We start from the raw sequence: 19,747 nt of genomic DNA, 5'->3' as shown, positions 1-19,747 counted from the left end.
AAGGGCTCCGACGGCGACCGTGCCGGCGCCGCGGCGCGGACGCACCGCCGCAACACGTTCCGTCCTCGGCGAGCGGTTAGAGTGATCGGCCGTGTGGCCGAACTTCGTGCTCCGGCAGGCCGGGCAGCTCGCCCTCACCGCCACCGCGCTGCGCCCGCCCCGGGACCCGCGGGCGGGGATCCCAGCCTTCTTCGCCGGCTGGCTCACCGCGGAGCTCGCCCCGCACCTGCTGGCGCTGACCGTCGCCGACAGGCGGACACCAGCGTGCAGGCGTGCGTGCCGCACTACGGCGTGTACGACTTCGCCGGGACCAGCGGGGCGCCGGCCAGCGCGCGCCGGCTGCGGGCGCTGCTGGCCCGGTACGTGGTGGGCAGGGACCCGGTCGAGTTCCTCGACGACTACGTCGCCGCCTCACCGCTGGACCGGATCACCGACCAGGCCCCGCCGTTCTTCGTCCTGCACGGCGACCGCGACACGATGGTGCCGGTCGCCGAGGCCCGCGAGTTCATTCGGCGGCTGCGGGCGATCTCGCCACACCCGGTGGCCTACGCCGAGCTCGCCGGCGCCCAGCACGCGTTCGACCTGCTCCCGTCCATCCGCGGCACCCACGTGGTCCGCGCCGTGGCCCGCTTCCTCGACTGGGCCCACCAACATCACAAAGCCCTGACCACCACAGCCACGCTCGACACGGCGAGATCCACGCTCCGAACGGCGAGTTCGACCTCACTCGCGGGGCAGGCCGAGCAGCCGCTCCGCGACGAGTGACCGCAGCACCTGGGTGGTGCCGCCGGCGATGCTCAGGCACCGGCTGAGCAGGAACTCGTGCTGCGCGTCCACCGTGGAATCCACGGCGACGGCGCCCTCCGCCCCGCACAGCTCGAGGGCGAGCTCGGCCACCTCCTGGCGGTGCCGCACGCCCACCAGCTTGCGCACGCTCGACTCCGCGTCCGCCTCCTGCCCGTCCAGCCGGCGCAGCGTGGACCGCAGTTCGAGCACCGACACCGCGGTGCCCTGGGCGACCAGCGCGCCCAGCCGGTCCGACACCACCGGATCCGGGTCCGCCCCGACCGCGGCCAGCAGCGCCTCGACCCCCTCCCCCACCGCCGAGCCGCCGCCGAGCGCCACCCGCTCGTTCGCCAGCGTGGTGCGGGCCAGCCGCCACCCGTCGTCGACCTCGCCGACCACGTCGGAGTCGGGCACGACGACGCCGTCGAGGAACACCTCGAAGAATCCGGCCCGACCGGTGATGTCGCGCAGCGGGCGGGTCTCGATCCCGGGCCGGCGCATGTCGACCAGGAAGTAGGTGATGCCCCGGTGCTTGGGCGCGTCGGGGTTGGTCCTGGCCAGGCAGATCGCCCAGTCGGCGTCCCGAGCCCGCGAAGTCCACACCTTCTGCCCGGTGAGCCGCCAGCCGCCGGCCACCCGCTCGGCGCGGGTGCGCAGCCCGGCGAGGTCGGAGCCGGCGCCCGGCTCGCTGAACAGCTGGCACCAGGTGATCTCGCCGCGCAGCGTCGGGCCGAGGAAGCGCTCCCGCTGCTCGTCCGTGCCGTGTCGCAGGATGGTCGGCGCGGCCCAGGCCCCGATCACCAGGTCGGGCCGGTGAACGCCCGCCGCGGCCAGCTCGGCGTCGATCACCAGCTGCTGGGCGGGGGTGGCCGCGCGACCAAACGGCGGTGGCCAGTGCGGCACCAGCAGGCCGGTCTCGACCAGCCGGTCCCGCCACCGCTCCGGCGGCGATGCCGCGACCTCCGCGACCGCCGCGCGCACCTCGCCGACGAGCCCGCCCCGATCCGCCTCGGCGAGGCGGGTGGGGTCGACGGCCAGCCGCCGGCGGGCACCGGCCAGCGCCAGCCGGGCCGCCCGGCGACGCCACCGGCCGCCCCCGCCGAGCAGCTGCCGGGTGGCCACCGCGCGGCGCAGGTACAGGTGGGCGTCGTGCTCCCAGGTGAACCCGATGCCGCCGAGCACCTGCACGCAGTCCTTGGCGTTGTCCACCGCGGCGTCCAGCGCGTACGCCGCGGCCACGGCCGCCGCCGGCGCGTGCTGGTCCCGGCCGTCGTCAGCGGCGCGCGCGGCGTCCCAGGCCAGCGCGGCGGCCAGCTCGGCCCGCACCAGCATCTCCGCGCACAGGTGCTTGACCGCCTGGAAGGCGCCGATCGGCCGGCCGAACTGCTCGCGCACGCGGGCGTACTCGCCGGCCGTGCGGACGCACCAGCCGGCGACGCCGGCGCCCTCCACCGCGGCCAGGGTGGCGGCCAGCGCGGCGACGGTGTCCTCGTCCACGTCCGGCAGCACTGCGTCGGGGGCGACGGTCACCGCGGTCAGCTCCAGCTCCGCCACCGCCCGGGAGAAGTCCAGCCCGCGCCGGGGCCTGACCTCCACCCCCGGCGTGCCGGGCGGGAGCAGGAACCACACCGCCCGACCGGCCGACCGGGCGGCGAGCAGGAGGTGTGTGTCGGGCTCGGCGTCGAGCACGGGGCCGACCCGCCCCGCGACCACCAGGCCGCCGTCCGGGGCCGCGGTCGCGGTGGCCGAGCCCGCGTCGAGGGCGACCGCGGCGCGGGCGGTGCCGTCGGCCAGCGCCGGGGCGAGCTCCTTGGCGGCGGCCGAGTCGGGCGCCCTGGCCAGCAGCAGGCCGGCGAGCGAACCGCCGAGCACCGGGCCGGGCACCAGCGCGGCGGTCACCTCCTCGAGGCCGGCGGCGAGATCGGCGACGCCGGCTCCGGCGCCACCCAGCTCCTCGGGCAGGGCGATCGCGAACAGGCCCAGGCCGGCGAGCTCGGGCAGCAGATCGCCGCCGGGCTCGCTGGGCCGGGCGCGGACGGCCTTCCGGGGCTCCCGGCGGGCGGCCCAGGCCCGGATCGAGTCGGCGAGGTCCCGCTGTTCCGGCGTGATCGCGATCGGCACGTGTTCCTCCAGGCGAAGACGACCGCCCGATTGTAGAACGTGTTTCAATTTTTGGGAGGGTTTCGGGAAGGGATGGTGCGCCACCGCCCGTCCGGCCCGGCGGACCTGACCTTGGTAGGCTCCGGGACAACCGAGTGGAACAAGTTCCGGACCAGGGGGAACAGTCGATGGCAGGCAACGCGAAGGCCGCCGCGCCGGCGAAGGCACGCAACGGGCTCGGCGCACTGGGCGGCGAGGAGCTCGGCTCGGCCGCCCAGCGCGACCGGCGCCGGCGGATCCTCGACGCGACCCTCGCACTGGCCGCCAAGGGCGGGTACGACGCCGTGCAGATGCGCACCGTCGCCGAGCGCGCCGACGTGGCACTGGGGACGCTGTACCGCTACTTCCCCTCGAAGGTGCATCTGCTGGTGTCCGGGCTCGCGCGCGAGTTCGAGCGCGCGCGGGACAAGCTGGACCGAATCACCATCCCCGGGGACACGCCCACCGAGCGGTTGCTGTTCGTGCTGGGCCGCAACACCCGGATGATGCAGCGCGACCCGCACCTGACCGAGGCGATGGTGCGCGCGTTCATGTTCGCCGACACGACGGCCGCCGCGGAGGTCGAGATGGTCGGCCGGCAGCTGGAGGACATGTTCGCCAAGGCGATGGGCATCGCCGAGCCGACCGAGCGGGACCGCGCCATCTTCCACGTGATCGCCGACGTGTGGATGGCCAACCTGGTCGCCTGGGTCACCCGGCGCGCCTCGGCCGCCGACGTCGCCAACCGCCTGGAGCTGTCGGTCCACCTCCTGCTCGACAAGTGACGCCGACACCCCGCCGTGTCCGCGTGCTGTGATCAGGTGTTCGCGTCGTGCGGCGCGAACAAGCGTGCACAGAGCGCGGACACGGCGGTCAGGCGGTGAGCTTGGGGAGGACCTCGCGGCCGAACACCTCGAGCCACTCGTCCTGGTTGCGGCCCACGTTGTGCACGTAGATCCGGGTGAAGCCGGCGTCGACGAACCTCTGCAGCGCGGCCCGGTGCTCGTCGGGGTCGGACGAGACCACCATCCGGCCGGCGAAGTCCTCCCGGCGCACCAGCTTCGCCATCTGCGCGAAGTCGAACGGCGAGCGGATGTCCGCCTTCGGGAACTTCATCCCGCCGTTGGGCCACTGCTCCATGGCGTTGCGCCACGCCTCCTCGTCGGTGGCCGCCCACGACAGGTGCACCTGCAGCAGCTTCGGCATCGCGTCCGGGTCCTTGCCGGCCTTGCGCGCGCCCTGCGCGAAGTTGTCCAGGATCCCGGCCAGCTTCTCCAACGACGCCCCCGGGGTGATCAGCCCGTCGGCCAGCTCCCCCGTCTTGCGCGAGGTGTACGGCGCCGCGGACGCGATGTAGATCGGCGGCGGGGCGTCCGGCATCGTCCACAGCCGGGTGGTGTGCAGCTTGAAGAACTCCCCGCTGTACTTGACGTCCTGACCGGTGAACAGCTTCCGGATGACCTCGAGCGCCTCGAACATCCGGCGCACCCGCTCCGGTGCCTCCGGCCAGTACCCGCCGACGACGTGCTCGTTGAGCGCCTCGCCGGAGCCGATGCCCAGCCAGGTCCGCCCCGGGTAGGTCGCCTCCAGCGTCGCCGCCGCCTGGGCGACCAGTGCCGGATGCTGCCGGAACGACGGGCAGGTCACGCCGGGCCCGAGGTCGCCGGTGGTGTTCTCGGCCAGCGACGCCAGCACGCTCCACACGAACGACGCCTCACCCTGCGCCGGCACCCACGGCTGGAAGTGGTCGGCCGCCATCTGGCCGGAGAAGCCGTGCCGCTCGGCCAGTGCCGCCAGCCGGATCGACTCCCGGGGGGAGAACTGCTCCAGCGCCGCCGCGATCCCGATCTGCACGTCCGCCACCGTGTGCTCCGCCCTTTCCGACAACCCGCCTTGGAACGCCTGCCGCCCAACCTACCGCGCACGATCGCGCCGCACCGCTACCCCCGGTACGCCGGCACCAAGCCGGCCAGCTCGTCCAGCCGGCGCAGCGTGTCGACCTCGCCCTGGGGCGCCAGACCCAGCGTCACCCGCTCCACCCCGCCCTCGGCGTAGGCGTCGAGGACGGCGCGGTCGCGGCCGCTGGCACTGGTCGCGGTCACCGGGAGGTCGGCGCCTCCGTGCGCGGCGAGCAGGTCGAGCTGGGCCCGGACGCCGGCGGGATCCGGGGCCGCGAACGGAAGCCAGCCGTTCCCGTGCTTCACCGCCCGCCTCACCGCCGCCGGGCTGATGCCCCCGACGTAGATCGGCGGGTGCGGCCGTCGCACCGGCTTGGGCCAGGCGAAGATCGGGTCGAAGTCGACGAACCGACCGTGGAACTCGGCCTGCTCCCTGGTCCAGATCTCCTTCAGCGCCGCGAGCTGCTCGTCCAGCAGCGCCCCGCGGGTGCGCGGGTCGGTGCCATGGTTGCGCATCTCCTCGCGGTTCCACCCCACTCCGACGCCGAAGAGCACCCGCCCGCCGGAGAGGTGATCGAGGCTGGCGACCTCCTTCGCCGTCTGGATGGTGTCCCGCTGGATCAGCAGCGCGACACCGGTGCCCAGCGTCAACTCGGTGGTCACCGCGGCCGCGGCGCCCAGCGCGACGAACGGATCCACCGCCCGGTAGTACATGTCCGGCAACTCGCCGCCCATCGGGTACGGCGACTCCCGGCTGGCCGGGATGTGCGAGTGCTCGGCGAGGAACAGGGCGTCGAACCCCCGCTCCTCCAGCGCCCGCGCCAGCACGTGCGGTGCGGCGCTCCGGTCGGTCACGAACGTCGAGATTCCCAGCTTCATGCCACTCCCGAACTCGGCGGTGTCCCCTGCCATTCCACCGGAAGGGGCGTTGACACCGCCACCCCGTGCCGGAACACTGATCTCATCAGATGTTGAAAAACGGGCACCGTCACCGGCGCGCACGGTGCCGACGCGACCTGGGGAGCGTTGCATGACCGAACCCGGCTTCAACCTCGACGACCTGGACTTCGACGCCGTCTACCGGGGAACCTCCCCGCTGGGTCCCCGACCCCCGTGGGACACCGGCGAGCCGCAGCCCGCGGTGGTGGCGCTCGCCGACGCCGGCGAGTTCCGCGGCGAGGTGCTCGACGTGGGCTGCGGTCCCGGTGACAACGCGATCTTCCTCGCCTCCCGGGGCCTGCGCGTCACCGGTGTCGACGGCGCGCCGACGGCCGTCGAGCAGGCTCGGCGGCGGGCCGGGGACCGAGGTGTCGAGGTGACATTCGAGGTCGCCGACGCCACCCGGCTGGACGGCTTCACTGACCGGTTCGACACGGTTCTCGACAGCGCGCTCTACCACTGCCTCGACGAGCAGGCCCGGCACGACTACGTCGTCGCCCTGCACCGGGCGACGCGACCCGGCGCGCGGCTGCACCTGTTCTGCTTCCCGGACGACGCCCCGCTCGGCCTTCCCGGTTCGTTCCGGGTCACCGAGGCGAACCTCCGGGAGACGGTGGGTCGACTGTGGACGATCACCCGGCTGGACCGGACCGGCTACGTGTCCGCGGCCACCGCCGAGGAGCTCCGGCAGGCGATGCACCAGCTCAACCCGGACGCGACCGACGACGACATGCCGGAGCTGGACCGGGACGACCGGGGACGGGTCCTGCTGCCGGTGTGGCGGCTCACCGCGGAGCGCACGGGCACCGCGGAGCGCACGGGCACCGCGGAGCGCACGGACACCGCCGGCTGACCGAGGCCCCGGCCCGCTACACGTTGCGCCGGTACTGGCCGCCCACCTCGAAGAACGCCTCGGTGATCTGGCCGAGCGAGCACACCCTCGCGGCGTCCATGAGCACGTCGAAGACGTTCTCGCCCCGGGTCGCGGCCTCGCGCAGCGCCTTCAGCGCGTGCTGCGCGTCGGCCGCGTGCCGCCGCTGGAAGTCGGCCAACCGCTCCAGCTGCGACTGCTTCTCCCGCTCGGTCGCCCTGGCCAGCTCGACGACGGTCTCCTCCTCGTCGGCCTTCGGGTTGCGGAAGGTGTTCACCCCGACGATCGGCAGCGAGCCGTCGTGCTTGAGCCGTTCGTACAGGATGGACTCGTCCTGGATCTTGCCGCGCTGGTAGCCGGTCTCCATCGCGCCCAGCACGCCGCCCCTGGCGGAGATCCGCTCGAACTCGGCGAGCACGGCCTCCTCCACCAGGTCGGTGAGCTCGTCGACGATGAACGAGCCCTGCAGCGGGTTCTCGTTCTTCGCCAGGCCCCACTCCTTGTTGATGATCATCTGGATGGCCAGTGCGCGGCGCACCGAGCTCTCCGTCGGCGTGGTGATCGCCTCGTCGAAGGCGTTGGTGTGCAACGAGTTCGCGTTGTCGTACAGCGCGCACAGCGCCTGCAGCGTGGTGCGGATGTCGTTGAAGCTCATCTCCTGCGCGTGCAGCGACCGGCCGGAGGTCTGCACGTGGTACTTGAGCTTCTGCGACCGCTCGTTGGCGCCGTAGCGCTCCCGCATGGCGATCGCCCAGATCCGCCGGGCCACCCTGCCGATCACGGTGTACTCGGCGTCCATGCCGTTGGAGAAGAAGAACGACAGGTTCGGCGCGAAGTCGTCGATGTCCATGCCGCGGGCCAGGTAGGCCTCGACGTAGGTGAAGCCGTTGGCCAGGGTGAAGGCGAGCTGGGTGATCGGGTTCGCCCCGGCCTCGGCGATGTGGTAGCCGGAGATCGACACCGAGTAGAAGTTGCGCACCCCGTGCTGGATGAACCACTCCTGGATGTCGGCCATCATCCGCAGGGAGAACTCGGTGGAGAAGATGCAGGTGTTCTGCCCCTGGTCCTCCTTGAGGATGTCGGCCTGCACGGTGCCGCGCACGTTGCGCAGCGCCCACTCGCGCAGCTCGACGGCCTCCTCGGCGGTCGGCTCCCGGCCGTGCTCGGCGCGGAAGGCCGCGAACCGCTGGTCGATCGCGGTGTTGAGGAAGAACGCCAGGATCGTCGGCGCCGGGCCGTTGATCGTCATCGACACCGACGTCGTCGGCGCGGTGAGATCGAAGCCGTCGTAGAGCGCCTCCATGTCCTCCAGCGTCGCGATGGAGACGCCGGAGGTGCCGATCTTGCCGTAGATGTCCGGCCGGGTGTCCGGGTCGTGCCCGTACAGCGTCACCGAGTCGAACGCGGTGGACAGCCGTTTGGCCTCCGACTCCTCCGACAGGAGCTTGAACCGCCGGTTGGTGCGGAACGGGTCGCCCTCGCCGGCGAACATCCGCGCCGGATCCTCACCCTCCCGCTTGAACGGGAACACCCCCGCGGTGTACGGGAAGTAGCCGGGTAGGTTCTCCCTGCGCAGGAACGACAGCAGCTCGCCGGGATCGGCGTAGCGCGGCAGCGCCACCCTCGGCACGCGGTTGCCGGACAGGGTGTCCCGCCACAGCTGGGTGTGCAGCTCCCTGTCCCGGACCTTCACCACCAGCTCGTCGCCCCGGTAGGACTCCGCCAGCTCCGGCCAGGACTCCAGCAGCCGCCGCGACTCCAGATCGACCTCGGCCTCCACCCGCTCCAGCAGCCGGTCGAGGTCGCCGGTCGGCGCGCCCTCGGCGGCCAGCGCCGCCCGGGCCGCCCGCAGGTGCTCGCGCCGGCGGACCACCTCGGCCTGCTCCCGGGTGCGGGCGTGGTAGGCACGTACCGTCTCGGCGATGTCGGCGAGGTAGCGCTCGCGGGACGGCGGGATGACCGTGGAGGCGTCGGTGGAGACCTTGCCCTCGACCGCCGGCAGCACCCCGGCCGACACCGAGAGGCCACGCTCGGCGAGCGCGTCGCGCAGGTGCTGGTACAGCGCGGTGACGCCGTCGTCGTTGAACTTCGCCGCGCTGGTGCCGAAGACCGGCATGTCCTCCCAGGAGGCGCCGAACTCCTCGCGGTTGCGCAGCAACTGGCGGGCCACGTCGCGGCGGGCGTCCTCGGCGCCGCGGCGCTCGAACTTGTTGATCGCCACCGCGTCGGCGAAGTCGAGCATGTCGATCTTCTCGAGCTGCGACGCGGCACCGAACTCCGGCGTCATCACGTACAGCGAGAAGTCGACGTGCTCGACGATGCCGGCGTCACCCTGGCCGATGCCGGGGGTCTCCACGATCACCAGGTCGTAGCCGGCCGCCTTGCAGGCCCGCACCGCCTCGTCCAGGCCGACCGGGATCTCCCCGGCCGTGCCACGGGTGGCCAGCGAGCGGAAGTACACCGGCGAGGCGCCGTCCAGACTGTTCATCCGAATCCGGTCACCGAGCAGCGCGCCGCCACCCTTGCGCCGGGTGGGGTCCACCGCGAGCACGGCGATCCGCAGCTTGTCCTCCTGGTCGAGCCGGAACCGGCGGATCAGCTCGTCGGTGAGCGAGGACTTGCCCGAACCGCCGGTGCCGGTGATGCCGAGCACCGGCACGGTGCGCGCCGCGGCGGTCTCGTCGATCGCCGCGCGCCACTCGGCGGGCAGCACGTCCTGCTGGAGCTGGGTGACCACCCTGGCGAGGGTGGGAACGTCACCGGCGACCAGCTCGTCCACCGAGTGCGGCTGCTCGGCCGCCAGGTCGACGTCGCACTCGCGGATCATGTGGTTGATCATCCCGGGCAGGCCCATCTCGAGCCCGTCGTCCGGGGAGAAGATGCGCGCCACGCCGCGGGAGTGCAACAGCTCGATCTCCTCGCGGACGATCACCCCGCCGCCACCGCCGAAGACCTTCACGTGCCCGGCGCCGCGCTCGGCGAGCAGCTCGACCAGGTAGCTGAAGTACTCGACGTGCCCACCCTGGTAGGCGCTGATCGCCACCCCCTGCACGTCCTCCGAGATGGCCGCGGTGACCACCTCGTCCACCGACCGGTTGTGCCCGAGGTGCACCACCTCCGCCCCCTGCGACTGGAGGATCCGCCGCATGATGTTGATCGACGCGTCGTGGCCGTCGAAGAGGCTGGACGCGGTGACGAACCGGACGGGGTTCTCTGGCCGGTGCAGGTGCGCGCTCATACCCCTAAAATACTTGGACTTCCTACTATTTGCAGCCCCAGGCGCGACGTGACGGCCATCTCATCGCAACGACCGGGTCGGGTTACCGCGCCACCGTGGACCGCCGGGCGATCCACTGCCGCATGGCGAACTCGACCAGGGTGATCAGCGTCTGCTTGGTCGACTCCCGGTCGCGGGCGTCGCAGCGCACCACCGGCGTGCCCGGGTCGACCGACAGCGCCTCCCGCACGTCGTTCAGGTCGTGGTGCAGCACGCCGTCGAAGGTGTTCACCCCGATGATGTAGGGCAGCCCGCGGTCCTCGAAGAAGTCGACCGGCGCGAAGGAGTCCGCGAGCCGGCGGGTGTCGACGAGCACGACGGCGCCGATCGCGCCGCGCACCAGGTCGTCCCACATGAACCAGAACCGCTGCTGGCCGGGCGTGCCGAACAGGTACAGGATCAGGTCCTCGTCCAGCGAGACCCGGCCGAAGTCCATCGCCACCGTGGTGGTCGCCTTGTTCGGAGTGGCCTCCAGGTCGTCGATGCCCGTGCTGGCGGCGGTCATCATCGCCTCGGTGGTCAGCGGAACGATCTCCGACACCGAGCCCACGAACGTCGTCTTGCCCGCGCCGAAGCCGCCGGCCACGACGATCTTGGCCGAGGTCATGGTCGACGAGGCGGTCTCCCGCGGTGCCTTATAGCCGACGGAGTCCACTCAAAACCCTTTCCATCAAAATCAGGTGTTCCTCGGCGCCCTCACTGCCGGTCACGGTCCGGTGGACCGTGACCAGCCCGGCGTCCGCCGCGTCGCTGATCAGCACGCGCGCCACACCGATCGGGACTTCCAGGGTGGCGGCGATCTCGGCGACCGAGCGCGGGGTTCGGCATTCTTCAATGATGGCGCGGTGCTCGAGCAGCTCCGGCGTCACCCCGGTGACGTCCCTGGTGGAGATCAGCGTCTCCAGCTCGAGGGTGTGGCTCGGCTTGGTACGGCCCCCGGTGATGGCGTAGGGACGGACGAACCCCGTCTCCTCCGCCGCCGGTAGGGGTATGGCCTCGGCCGACACGGGCAGCTCCTCTCCGGTCTGGGTCCCGGGGTCGACCTGGTCGTCGACCGGTGCCGGGTCGGGCGATCCCGCGGTGTCCGCACCGCGGTTCCTGCTGCGCTTGCGACGACCACGCCCAGAATCCAGGGTGAGCGAGTTGAGCACGTCGGCGAACGTGCTCTCCTCCCGGTGTCCGGCGCCGTCCGAATCGGGCACTGCGGGGGGCTGCCGGCGCGCCGGGTCCGCACCGTGTGGTCCCGGTCCCGTGCTCATCGCGGCATCATCCCACCGGCTCGCCGATCAGTGAGCCCCCGGCACCCTGCAACTGGGCGCGCAGTTCCGGGGTGAGGATCTGGCCGACCCGGTCCACCAGCAGGGTCATCTCGTAGGCCACCTGCCCGATGTCGCAGGTCGGCGCGGCGAGCACGGCCAGGCAGGAGCCGTCGCTGATGGACATCAGGATCATGATGCCCAGCTCCATCTCCACCACGGTCTCGTTCACCGCGCCCGCCTCGAAGCAGCGCGCCGCGCCCTGGGTCAGGCTCACCAGCCCGGACGCCACCGCGGCCAGCTGGTCGGCCCGGTCCAGCGGAAGCCGGTTCGACGCGGTGAGCAGCAGGCCGTCGGCGGAGACGACCACCGCGTGCGCGACACCCGGCACCCGTTCGGCGAAGTCGTTGACCAGCCATCCGAACTGGTTCTGCGGCTGTGCATTGTCCGGCGAGGTCATTCACCCTCCACTTTCTCGGAATTCCCGTCCTCCGGCTGCGGCGCCGTGTGGTGCCGGCCGCGACGGACGCCCTGCTGGAAGCTGCTGAGCCGGCCCCGCACGTCGTTCGGGTCGCGGCGCGGCGATCGCGCCGGGGTCGGCGGGCCGGCGCTGCCGGGCAGCAGCTGCTCGCCCCGCCGGCGGCGGGGCAGTCCGGCTCCGGTGTAGTCGGACTCGGTGTAGCTCGACGGCGCCGCGGACGCCGACCGTGCCGCCCGCATCCGCTCGTCGGCGGCGAAGCTCCACTCGGTCGGCCGGGCCGCCTCGTCCCGGGACGCACCGGCCTCGGCGGCCCCCGCGGCCTCGGTGGCTCCCATGACCTCGGTGGCTCCCATGACCTCGGTGGCCTCGATGGTCTCCGTGGCCTCGGTGGCTTCCGTGGTCTCGGTGGCCTCCCTGCCCTCGGACTCCGCCGGACCCTGGGGCGGCTGCTGGACCGGAATCCCCGCCTGGTCCCGTGGCCGGGTGCCCCGCGCCGCGGAGTCCGGCGCGCCCGGGCCCCGCGCGCCACCGGGTCCGGTGGCCGCCGCGGAGCCGGACCCGGTCGCCCCGGGCGGCCCGGTCGATCCGGTGCCCGCGCCGGGCCCGTCCGGTCGGGCCGCGTGGCTCCGCCGCCGCCCGCGGTTGACGCCCTGCTGGAAGCTGCTGAGCCGGCCGCGGACCTCCTCCGGCGCCCGGCTCGGCCGCGCCCCCGACGAGGCGGACGAGGCAGCGGAGGCGGACGAGGAGGGCGGGGAAGCCGCCGCGTCCCCGGCCCCGGTCCGGTCGGCCGCCGGCCCCGCGCTGCCCGGCAACAACTGCTCACCCCGCCGGCGCCGGGGCAGCCCGGCCTCCGTGTAGGTGGACGGCGCGGCCTGGGTCACCGCCTGCACGGTGCGCCAGTTCTCGTCCGTGGCGAAGGCCCAGCTGTCGGTGCGCCCGGGGTCGGACTCGCGCTTCGCCGGCTCGGAGGCGGACCGGAACCAGGCCGACAGGGTGGCGTCGAAGATCGGCGTCGTCTCCTCCGCCGCGGGCACCGCTCGCCGCGCGCGCTCGGCCTCGGCCGCCGTGGCGGCGCTCCACCAGTCGCTGACCGTCGTGCCGCCGGCCTCGAACAGCTCCCGGCCCGCCGGCAGTGCCTCCTCGGCGCCCCGCCCCGGCCGCGGCCGGGGCGCTCCCGCCCGCCGGGTCGGCGGCCGGGTGGTCGGCGACCGGGTGGCCGCGGTCCCGGCGTCCTGCCCGGTCGCGTCCTGCCCGGCTGTCCCGTGGTCGACCGTCCCGTGCTCGGTGGTGCGCTCGGTCGCGTTCTTCTCGGCCGTGGCGGCCGCCACGTCGCCGGCCGCCATCTCCCCGGTCACCGAGCCGGCTGCCGGGTCCGGCCGCTCCGCCTCGCCCGGCTGCCCGGTTGCGGTCCCCGCGGCGTCCGGGGCGGGGCGCGGCTCGGGGGGGCCGGCCGCCGGGACCGGCGGCGGCCCGGCCGGGCGCGGCGCCGGGTCGTCCCGCTCGATCGGGCTGAACAGCGCGGTGCCGGAGACCTCCATGTCCGTGGGCGGCCCCGCGGTGCGCTGGGCCGGCGCCACGCCGTTGCCGGTGGAGGCCGCGGACGGCTCCGGCGCCTGGCCCGCCAGCCGCTGCTCGATCAGCCCGGGACGGACCGCACCGTTGGTCGGCCGGCGGCGCGGCAGCTGCGCACCGGGCTGCGGCCGAGCGGCGGGCTCCACGGGCTCCGGCTGCCTCTGCGCGTCGAGCACCAGCTCCGCGGGCACGGTCACGGTCGCCCGCATGCCCACGATGTCCTTGCCGCCGTGCAGCGCCACGCCGATACGGTGCCGGCTGGCCAACCGGCCGACGACGAACAGCCCCATCCGCCGCGAGGTGGCGAGGTCGAGCGACCCGGCCTCGGTGAGCCGGGCGTTGGCCTCGGCCACCTCGGCCTCGTTCATGCCGATGCCCTTGTCCAGGATGTCGATCACCAGCGCGCCGTCGTCGGTGAGCCGGCTGACCACGTCCACCTGGGTGTCCGGCGCGGAGAACGCGGTGGCGTTGTCGAGCAGCTCGGCGATCAGCCGCATCAGGTCGCTGGCGGCGTAGCCGACGACCTTCGCCTCCGGAGGGGTGCGCACCACGACGCGCTGGTACTGGTCGATCTCCGACACCGCCGCGCGCAGCACGTCGGTCGTGGTGACCGGCTGACCGGAACGGCGGCTCGGCTCGGCGCCGGAGAGCACCAGCAGGTTCTCGTTGTTCCGCCGCATCCGGGTGGCCAGGTGGTCGAGCTGGAACAGCGTCGCGAGCTGGTCGGCGTCCTGCTCGTCGCGCTCCAACCGCTCGATCAGCTGCAGCTGCCGCTGCACCAGGCTCTGGCTGCGCCGGGAGAGGTTGACGAACACGCTGCTGTAGCCGGCGCGCATGGCGGCCTGCTCCGCGGCCAGCCGCAGCGCCTGCCGGTGCACCGCGTCGAAGGCGCGGCCCACCTCGGCGATCTCGTCCCCGGCGTGCACGCCGATCGGCTCCACCTCGGTACCCCGCGGGCGGCCCTCCTGGATGTCGTGCACCGCGGCGGGCAGCTTGTTCTCCGCGACGTCGAGGGCGCTGGCCCGCAGCTTGCGCAGCGAGCGCAGCAGGTGCCGGGTGATCACGAAGACGACCGCGGCGGCCAGCACGAACGCGGCGAACAGCAGCACCGACAGCACGCCCGCCGCGCTGCTGGACCCGTCGACCAGCTCGGCCGAGGTGGCGGCGAGGCGGTCGCCGATGCCGGAGGCCACGTCCGCGATCCCGGCGGCCACCGCGCCCGAGGCGTCGGCCCACTCCTGGGCCGGGATCGTGGCGACCGCCTGCCCGTCGCCGCCCTGCGCGCCGAGGGCGGTCGCGACCAGCCGGTCGCGGGCCTCCAGCGCGGCGCCGGGCACGGCCGCGTCGAAGGCGCGCCGCTGCTCGTCGGTGGCGGCGGCGCGGAAGTCGGCCAGCCGGTCGGTGAACCGGACCTCCGTGGAGCGCAGCTGGTTCAGCTCGCTCGGGGTGAGCGTGCCGCGGGAGAGCGCGTAGTCGACGAAGGAACGCTCCACGGACAGCTCGTCGCCGGCGGCGGTCAACGCGTGCAGTGCCCGCGGGGTGCGGCCGATCTCGGCGTCGCTGATCCCCGACACCGCGGCGGCGTCCAGCCGGAGCAGCGTGCCGGTGACGGCGGCGTACTCGGTGATCGCCTGCGCGGGGCCGAGTTGGCCGGCCGCCACCTGATCGCGGAGCGCGCCGAGCCGGCCGAGCTGGTCGGTCGCCTCCTGGCGCGCGCCGGCGAGGGTCGGGTCGAGCTCGAGTGCCCGATCGGCCGCGGCGGCCAGCGCCGGGACGGCGGTGTCCACCGCGCCGCGGGCGGTGTCCAACTCGGCCGAGTTGCCCGCGGTGCCCTCGGCCAGCAGCCGGGTGGTCAGCGCCCGCTCCTGCTGGATGGCGCCGAGCACCGTCCGCACCTCGGTGTCGAGCCGCACCAGCCGGTCGACCCGCTGGTAGCCGTCGGCGCGCTCGACCTGGTTGGCCACGGTCGCCACGCCCAGCACGAGCGCGATCAGGCACGGCACCAGGGTCACCGCGGCGAGCTTCGCCGGCAGGCTCCAGTCCCGCCACTCCACCAGTGCCCGCCACCGCGACCGTGGCGCGGGCTGCTGCCCGAGGAGCTTCCCAACAGGCACTTGGCCTTGTCCTGCAACAGTCACGAAGGTGACTCCCTGTCCGGCATGGTCGGTACGCGAGGGTCGGTGCGGCCGGTGGTCCGTGGTCTGGCGCGCATGCGATCCGTCCCTCTCACCCATGGTGCGTGCGTGGTCGTCGGTCAGGCCCGTGACCACATCATCCCGTGTCGCTCAACCCCCCCGGCGCCGTGGTCGTCGGTGCACGTGCAACCGCGTCGTGCACCCTCCCCGTGCAGGTTCACGGTGCAGCTTCACGGGCACCGACGCCGGCGCGACCCGTATCGATCACAGTGGTCGACGTGGCCAAAGAAGCGTACACCAATCGAGTGGAAAACAATTACTCTCGACGCTCGCGCTTTGACCTGCACAAACGGATTTGTGAACCTTTTCTCAAGCCGTTCATTCAGGTGGTGCCGGCCCTGCCCGCGAATTCGGTTACGGAATCCGCGGGCACGCGGCCCGCCAGGTCACCCACTTAGCCCTAGCGCGGCCGCCGGGTGGCGGACGAGTCGCACCGCGGGTGCTCGACCAGGGCGGAGGTGGGCGAAAAGTATCCCCGATGATGTGGTTCTCCGCCGGCAACCGGAGGAGGAGGACACTTCCTCTCCCGATCTTGCCGGAAACGGTAAGCGGTTTTCGCCTCCGGCGCCGTGCCCGCACCGGCGGCGATGCCCACCCGACCCCATCTCGCATGGACTCACGGCGCACCGGCGAGCCCGTCCCCGGATCGGTCGAGCCGCGTCGCTACGATGCGGCACGCCCGAGCGGTACCACGCCACGACGCCAGCGGAGGACTTCCCCATGCCCGAGGTCGCGCCCTCCCCCGCGGGCAGCACGGCGCAGGAGCAGACCACGCGTCTGCCGGCCGTGTCCGGACCCCCGGACCGTCCCGCCGCGGCCGCGCCGGTCGCGGATCCGGCGCCACCGCGGGAGGGGCCCGACTACGAGGAGATCCGGCGCAGCCCCGAGTTCGTGGCGGTGCGCCGCCGGCTGCGCCGGTTCGTCTTCCCGATGAGCCTGCTGTTCCTGGCCTGGTACCTGTGCTACGTGCTGCTCGCCGCGTTCGCGCACGACCTGATGAGCACCAAGGTGGTCGGTGCGGTCAACGTCGGCATCGTGCTGGGCCTGCTGCAGTTCGCCTCCACCCTCGCGATCACCGCCGGCTACCTGCGCTTCGCCCGCCGGCGGATCGACCCCGCGGTGGCCGAGATCCGGTGTCGGGCGGAGGTCCGGTACCGGGCGGAGGGAGCCGACTGATGCCGGCCGACCTCGCCGCCGGCGACCCGCTGCTGAACGTCGCCGTCTTCGGGCTGTTCGTCGCGATCACCCTCTACGTCGTCTACCGGGTGAGCACGCGCAACAGCACGACGGCCGACTACTACGCCGCGGGCAGCGTGTTCACCGGCCGGCAGAACGGCATCGCCCTGTCCGGTGACTTCCTGTCCGCCGCGTCGTTCCTCGGCATCGCCGGCGCCATCGCCGTGCACGGATACGACGGCTTCCTGTACTCGATCGGCTTCCTCGTCGCCTGGCTGGTCGACCTGCTGCTGATCGCCGAGCTGCTGCGCAACACCGGCCGCTTCACGATGGGCGACGTGCTGAGCTTCCGGATGCGGCAGCGACCAGTGCGGGCCGCGGCGGCCACCTCCACCCTGGTGATCTCGTTCTTCTACATGCTCGCGCAGATGGCCGGCGCGGGCGGGCTGGTGGCGTTGCTGCTGGACGTCGACAGCGGGTTCGGGCAGTCGCTGGTCATCGCCGGCGTCGGCCTGGTGATGGTGCTCTACGTGCTGGTCGGCGGGATGAAGGGCACCACGTGGGTGCAGATCATCAAGGCCACCATGCTCATCCTGAGCGTGGTGTTCATCACCGTCTTCCTGCTCGGCAAGTTCGGCTTCAGCCTGTCCGCGCTGCTCGGCGCGGCGGCCGACAACAGCCCGATGGGCGAGGCCCTGCTCGAGCCCGGCGGGCTCTACGGCGCCAACGACACCAGCAAGCTCGACTTCGTGTCGCTGTCGGTGGCGCTCATCCTCGGCGCCGCGGCGCTGCCGCACGTGCTCATGCGCTTCTACACCGTGCCGAACGCCCGCGAGGCCCGCCGATCGGTGGTCTGGGCCACCGGGTGCATGTTCGTGTTCTACCTGTGCACGCTGGTCATCGGCTACGGCGCGGCCGCGCTGGTCGGCGCGGAGGCCATCACCGCGGCGCCCGGCGGGGAGAACTCGGCCGCGCCGCTGCTGGCCCTGCGGATCGGTGGCACGGTGCTGCTCGGGGTGGTCTCCGCGGTCGCGTTCGCGACCATCCTCGCCGTGGTGGCCGGGCTGACCATCACCGCGTCGGCGTCGTTCGCCCACGACGTGTACGCCAACGTGGTGAAGCGCGGGGTCGCCCACCCGGTCGCCGAGGTCCGCGTCGCCAGGGTCACCGCGATCGTCGTCGGCGTGCTGTCCATCGTCGGCGGTGTCCTCGCCAAGGGGCAGAACATCGCGTTCCTGGTGGCGCTGGCGTTCGCCGTCGCGGCGTCGGCGAACCTGTCGACGTTGCTGTACACGCTGTTCTGGCGGCGGTTCAACACCACCGGCACGCTGTGGGGGATCTACGGCGGGCTGGGCGCGTGCCTGGTGCTCGTGCTGTTCTCCCCGGTGGTGTCCGGCGCCCCGGACTCGATCTTCCCCGGTGTCGACTTCCACTGGTTCCCGCTGAAGAACCCGGGTCTGGTGTCCATCCCGTTCTCCTTCCTGTGCGGCTTCCTGGGCACCCTCGTCGGGCGGGACGGGGCCGACCCGCGCCGGCGGGCCGAGATGGAGGTCCGGTCGTTGACCGGGATCGGCGCCTGAGACCCTCGGTGGCCGTGACGAACACACTGACGGACACGCCGCACCGGATCCGCCGGTTCCTGGCCGACCACGACCCGCCGACCCCGTGCCTGGTGATCGACGTCGACACCGTGCTGGACCGCTACCGTGCGCTGACCGGCGCGTTCCCCGGCGCCCGCGTGCTGTACGCGGTCAAGGCCAACCCGGAGCCCGCGGTCGTCGACGCGCTGGTGGCCGCGGGGACCGGCTTCGACGTGGCCAGCCCCGGTGAGATCGACCTGTGCCTCGACCGCGGCGCGGCCCCGGCGGCGCTGTCCTACGGCAACCCGATCAAGAAGCCGTCGGCGATCGCGCTGGCCGCGGCGCGCGGGGTGCGCGAGTTCGTCTGCGACGCCGAGTCCGACGTGGCCAACGTCGCCGAGCACGCCCCCGGTGCGGCCGTGTCGGTGCGGCTGCTCACCGACTCGCCGGACTCGGTGACCCCGTTCGGGCAGAAGTTCGGCTGCCCGCCGGAGCGCGCCGCCGACCTCCTGGTCCGCGCTGCCGACCTCGGCCTCGACCCGCTGGGCCTGGCCTTCCACGTCGGCTCCCAGCAGCTCGACGCCTCCGCGTGGGAGGTCGCGATCGCGGCCGCCGGCCGGGTGGCGGCCGCGGCCGCGGAGCGGGGCGTCCCGGTGCGCCGGCTCAACGTCGGCGGCGGCTTCGCCGTGCCCTACACCGGCCCGGCGCCCGACCTCGCCGAGTACGCCGCGCGGATCGACGCGGCGCTGCGCGCCCACTTCACCGACCCTCCGGAGCTGGCGCTGGAGCCGGGCCGGGCCGTCGTCGCCGAGGCCGGCCTGATCCGCGCCGAGGTGGTGCTGGTCACCCAGCGCTCGCCCGCCGACCCGCGGCGCTGGGTCTACCTCGACATCGGCCGGTACAACGGACTCGCGGAGACCGAGAACGAGGCGATCACCTACCCTGTCGAGCCGGTCGACGTCGACGGGGACGGGGACGGCCCCGTGGTACTCGCCGGTCCCACCTGTGACGGCGACGACGTGCTCTACCAGCGCACGCCGTACCGGCTGCCGCTGGCGCTGCGCGCGGGCCACCGGCTGGACCTGCGCAACACCGGCGCCTACACCGCCAGCTACTCCTCGGTGGCGTTCAACGGCATCGAACCACTGCGTACGTACTGTCTACTGGGAGGGAGGTTGATCAGTGCCGGAGCTGGAACGCCGGCCGATCGGTGAGTTCGCGGGGCGGCACACGTTCGCCGAGCTGGACGGCATCGAGCCGGACCTGCTCGACGACCTGTCGTTCCTGCGCGGAACGCTCGCCGACACGCTGACCGAGGCGGGCGCGACCGTGTGCGAGGTCGTGGGGCACCGGTTCGAGCCGCAGGGGGTCACCGTGCTCGCCCTGCTCGCCGAGTCGCACGCCTCGGTGCACACCTACCCCGAGATCGGGGCCGTGTTCGTGGACGTGTTCACCTGCGGCGACCGGGCGGACCCCGAGCACGCCGTGCGGCTGCTCGCGACGGCGTTGCGGACGACGTCGGTGCGGATGTCCACGGTCGCCCGCGGCCGGCAACCGGCCCACACCTGAGACCCGAG

14 protein-coding genes and 1 pseudogene are annotated in these 19,747 nt (G+C 73.2%); 7 read left to right on the top strand and 8 right to left on the bottom strand.

The window, feature by feature from the left end; translation table 11 throughout:
* Positions 1 to 252: 252 nt before the first annotated feature.
* A pseudogene (locus BM051_RS29915) lies at positions 253 to 663 on the top strand (alpha/beta hydrolase family protein); the annotation flags it as partial.
* Positions 664 to 723: 60 nt separating this feature from the next.
* On the opposite strand, the gene BM051_RS15235 reads toward BM051_RS29915, so the two are convergent.
* Complete coding sequence (locus BM051_RS15235) at positions 724 to 2,907, bottom strand: acyl-CoA dehydrogenase family protein (RefSeq protein WP_092530782.1); 2,184 nt, start codon at positions 2,905 to 2,907, stop codon at positions 724 to 726.
* Between the two features lie 167 nt (positions 2,908 to 3,074).
* Here BM051_RS15235 and kstR point away from each other — a divergent pair, with 167 nt between their 5' ends.
* A complete protein-coding gene (gene kstR / locus BM051_RS15230; RefSeq protein WP_092530781.1) occupies positions 3,075 to 3,710 on the top strand; it encodes a cholesterol catabolism transcriptional regulator KstR in 636 nt (211 codons plus the stop codon).
* An 88-nt stretch (positions 3,711 to 3,798) separates the two neighbouring features.
* On the opposite strand, the gene BM051_RS15225 is transcribed toward kstR, so the two are convergent.
* Both BM051_RS15225 and BM051_RS15220 read right to left on the bottom strand, forming a co-directional pair.
* Positions 3,799 to 4,788: a TIGR03557 family F420-dependent LLM class oxidoreductase gene (locus BM051_RS15225; RefSeq protein ID WP_092530780.1), complete on the bottom strand. Its 990-nt coding sequence runs from the start codon at positions 4,786 to 4,788 to the stop codon at positions 3,799 to 3,801.
* A gap of 77 nt (positions 4,789 to 4,865) precedes the next feature.
* Entirely contained in the window at positions 4,866 to 5,702 is an 837-nt protein-coding gene (locus BM051_RS15220) for an LLM class F420-dependent oxidoreductase (protein ID WP_092530779.1), read from the bottom strand.
* 151 nt (positions 5,703 to 5,853) lie between these two features.
* Between BM051_RS15220 and BM051_RS15215 the strand changes: the two genes are divergently transcribed.
* Positions 5,854 to 6,615, top strand: coding sequence for a class I SAM-dependent methyltransferase (locus tag BM051_RS15215; protein ID WP_092530778.1), 762 nt, complete (start codon positions 5,854 to 5,856; stop codon positions 6,613 to 6,615).
* A 16-nt stretch (positions 6,616 to 6,631) separates the two neighbouring features.
* On the opposite strand, the gene icmF is transcribed toward BM051_RS15215, so the two are convergent.
* From icmF to BM051_RS15190, 5 genes are all read right to left on the bottom strand, one after another.
* The gene (icmF, locus tag BM051_RS15210) at positions 6,632 to 9,871 is read right to left on the bottom strand and encodes a fused isobutyryl-CoA mutase/GTPase IcmF (protein ID WP_092530777.1); all 3,240 of its coding nucleotides are present in this window, start codon (positions 9,869 to 9,871) and stop codon (positions 6,632 to 6,634) included.
* Between the two features lie 82 nt (positions 9,872 to 9,953).
* On the bottom strand, positions 9,954 to 10,565 hold the full coding sequence (locus BM051_RS15205) for a GTP-binding protein (RefSeq protein WP_166677856.1): 612 nt from the start codon (positions 10,563 to 10,565) through the stop codon (positions 9,954 to 9,956).
* Positions 10,546 to 11,169 carry a DUF742 domain-containing protein gene (locus BM051_RS15200; RefSeq protein WP_092530776.1) on the bottom strand — a complete coding sequence of 208 codons (624 nt, stop codon included), beginning with the start codon at positions 11,167 to 11,169 and terminating at the stop codon, positions 10,546 to 10,548. Before BM051_RS15200 ends, BM051_RS15205 begins: the two co-directional genes overlap by 20 nt.
* Positions 11,170 to 11,176: 7 nt before the next feature.
* Positions 11,177 to 11,626, bottom strand: coding sequence for a roadblock/LC7 domain-containing protein (locus BM051_RS15195; protein ID WP_092530775.1), 450 nt, complete (start codon positions 11,624 to 11,626; stop codon positions 11,177 to 11,179).
* Positions 11,623 to 15,333 carry a sensor histidine kinase gene (locus tag BM051_RS15190; protein WP_134046376.1) on the bottom strand — a complete coding sequence of 1,237 codons (3,711 nt, stop codon included), beginning with the start codon at positions 15,331 to 15,333 and terminating at the stop codon, positions 11,623 to 11,625. The genes BM051_RS15195 and BM051_RS15190 overlap by 4 nt, the downstream gene beginning before the upstream one ends.
* 801 nt (positions 15,334 to 16,134) lie before the next feature.
* Here BM051_RS15190 and BM051_RS15185 point away from each other — a divergent pair.
* The 4 genes from BM051_RS15185 to speD are packed head-to-tail and all read left to right on the top strand — an operon-like array spanning position 16,135 to position 19,739.
* Entirely contained in the window at positions 16,135 to 16,590 is a 456-nt protein-coding gene (locus BM051_RS15185; RefSeq protein ID WP_092530774.1) for a DUF485 domain-containing protein, read from the top strand.
* Positions 16,590 to 18,170: a solute symporter family protein gene (locus BM051_RS15180; protein ID WP_092530773.1), complete on the top strand. Its 1,581-nt coding sequence runs from the start codon at positions 16,590 to 16,592 to the stop codon at positions 18,168 to 18,170. Before BM051_RS15185 ends, BM051_RS15180 begins: the two co-directional genes overlap by 1 nt.
* A gap of 26 nt (positions 18,171 to 18,196) precedes the next feature.
* Positions 18,197 to 19,384, top strand: coding sequence for a type III PLP-dependent enzyme (locus BM051_RS15175; protein ID WP_092530908.1), 1,188 nt, complete (start codon positions 18,197 to 18,199; stop codon positions 19,382 to 19,384).
* Positions 19,362 to 19,739 carry an adenosylmethionine decarboxylase gene (speD, locus tag BM051_RS15170; RefSeq protein WP_092530906.1) on the top strand — a complete coding sequence of 126 codons (378 nt, stop codon included), beginning with the start codon at positions 19,362 to 19,364 and terminating at the stop codon, positions 19,737 to 19,739. The genes BM051_RS15175 and speD overlap by 23 nt, the downstream gene beginning before the upstream one ends.
* The last annotated feature ends 8 nt before the right edge of the window (positions 19,740 to 19,747 follow it).

This window comes from Amycolatopsis arida, from assembly GCF_900115565.1.
GTDB lineage: Bacteria > Actinomycetota > Actinomycetes > Mycobacteriales > Pseudonocardiaceae > Yuhushiella > Yuhushiella arida.
The sequence above is the reverse complement of the archived record's forward strand: the minus strand, read 5'-3'. Positions and strand labels throughout refer to the sequence as shown.

Coding starts and splice junctions, on each gene's coding strand:
- BM051_RS15185 (WP_092530774.1), top strand. CDS start 16,135: ATGCCCGAGGTCGCGCCCTCCCCCGCGGGCAGCACGGCGCAGGAGCAG.
- kstR (WP_092530781.1), top strand. CDS start 3,075: ATGGCAGGCAACGCGAAGGCCGCCGCGCCGGCGAAGGCACGCAACGGG.
- icmF (WP_092530777.1), bottom strand. CDS start 9,871: ATGAGCGCGCACCTGCACCGGCCAGAGAACCCCGTCCGGTTCGTCACC.
- BM051_RS15200 (WP_092530776.1), bottom strand. CDS start 11,169: ATGAGCACGGGACCGGGACCACACGGTGCGGACCCGGCGCGCCGGCAG.
- BM051_RS15180 (WP_092530773.1), top strand. CDS start 16,590: ATGCCGGCCGACCTCGCCGCCGGCGACCCGCTGCTGAACGTCGCCGTC.
- BM051_RS15220 (WP_092530779.1), bottom strand. CDS start 5,702: ATGAAGCTGGGAATCTCGACGTTCGTGACCGACCGGAGCGCCGCACCG.
- BM051_RS15215 (WP_092530778.1), top strand. CDS start 5,854: ATGACCGAACCCGGCTTCAACCTCGACGACCTGGACTTCGACGCCGTC.
- BM051_RS15195 (WP_092530775.1), bottom strand. CDS start 11,626: ATGACCTCGCCGGACAATGCACAGCCGCAGAACCAGTTCGGATGGCTG.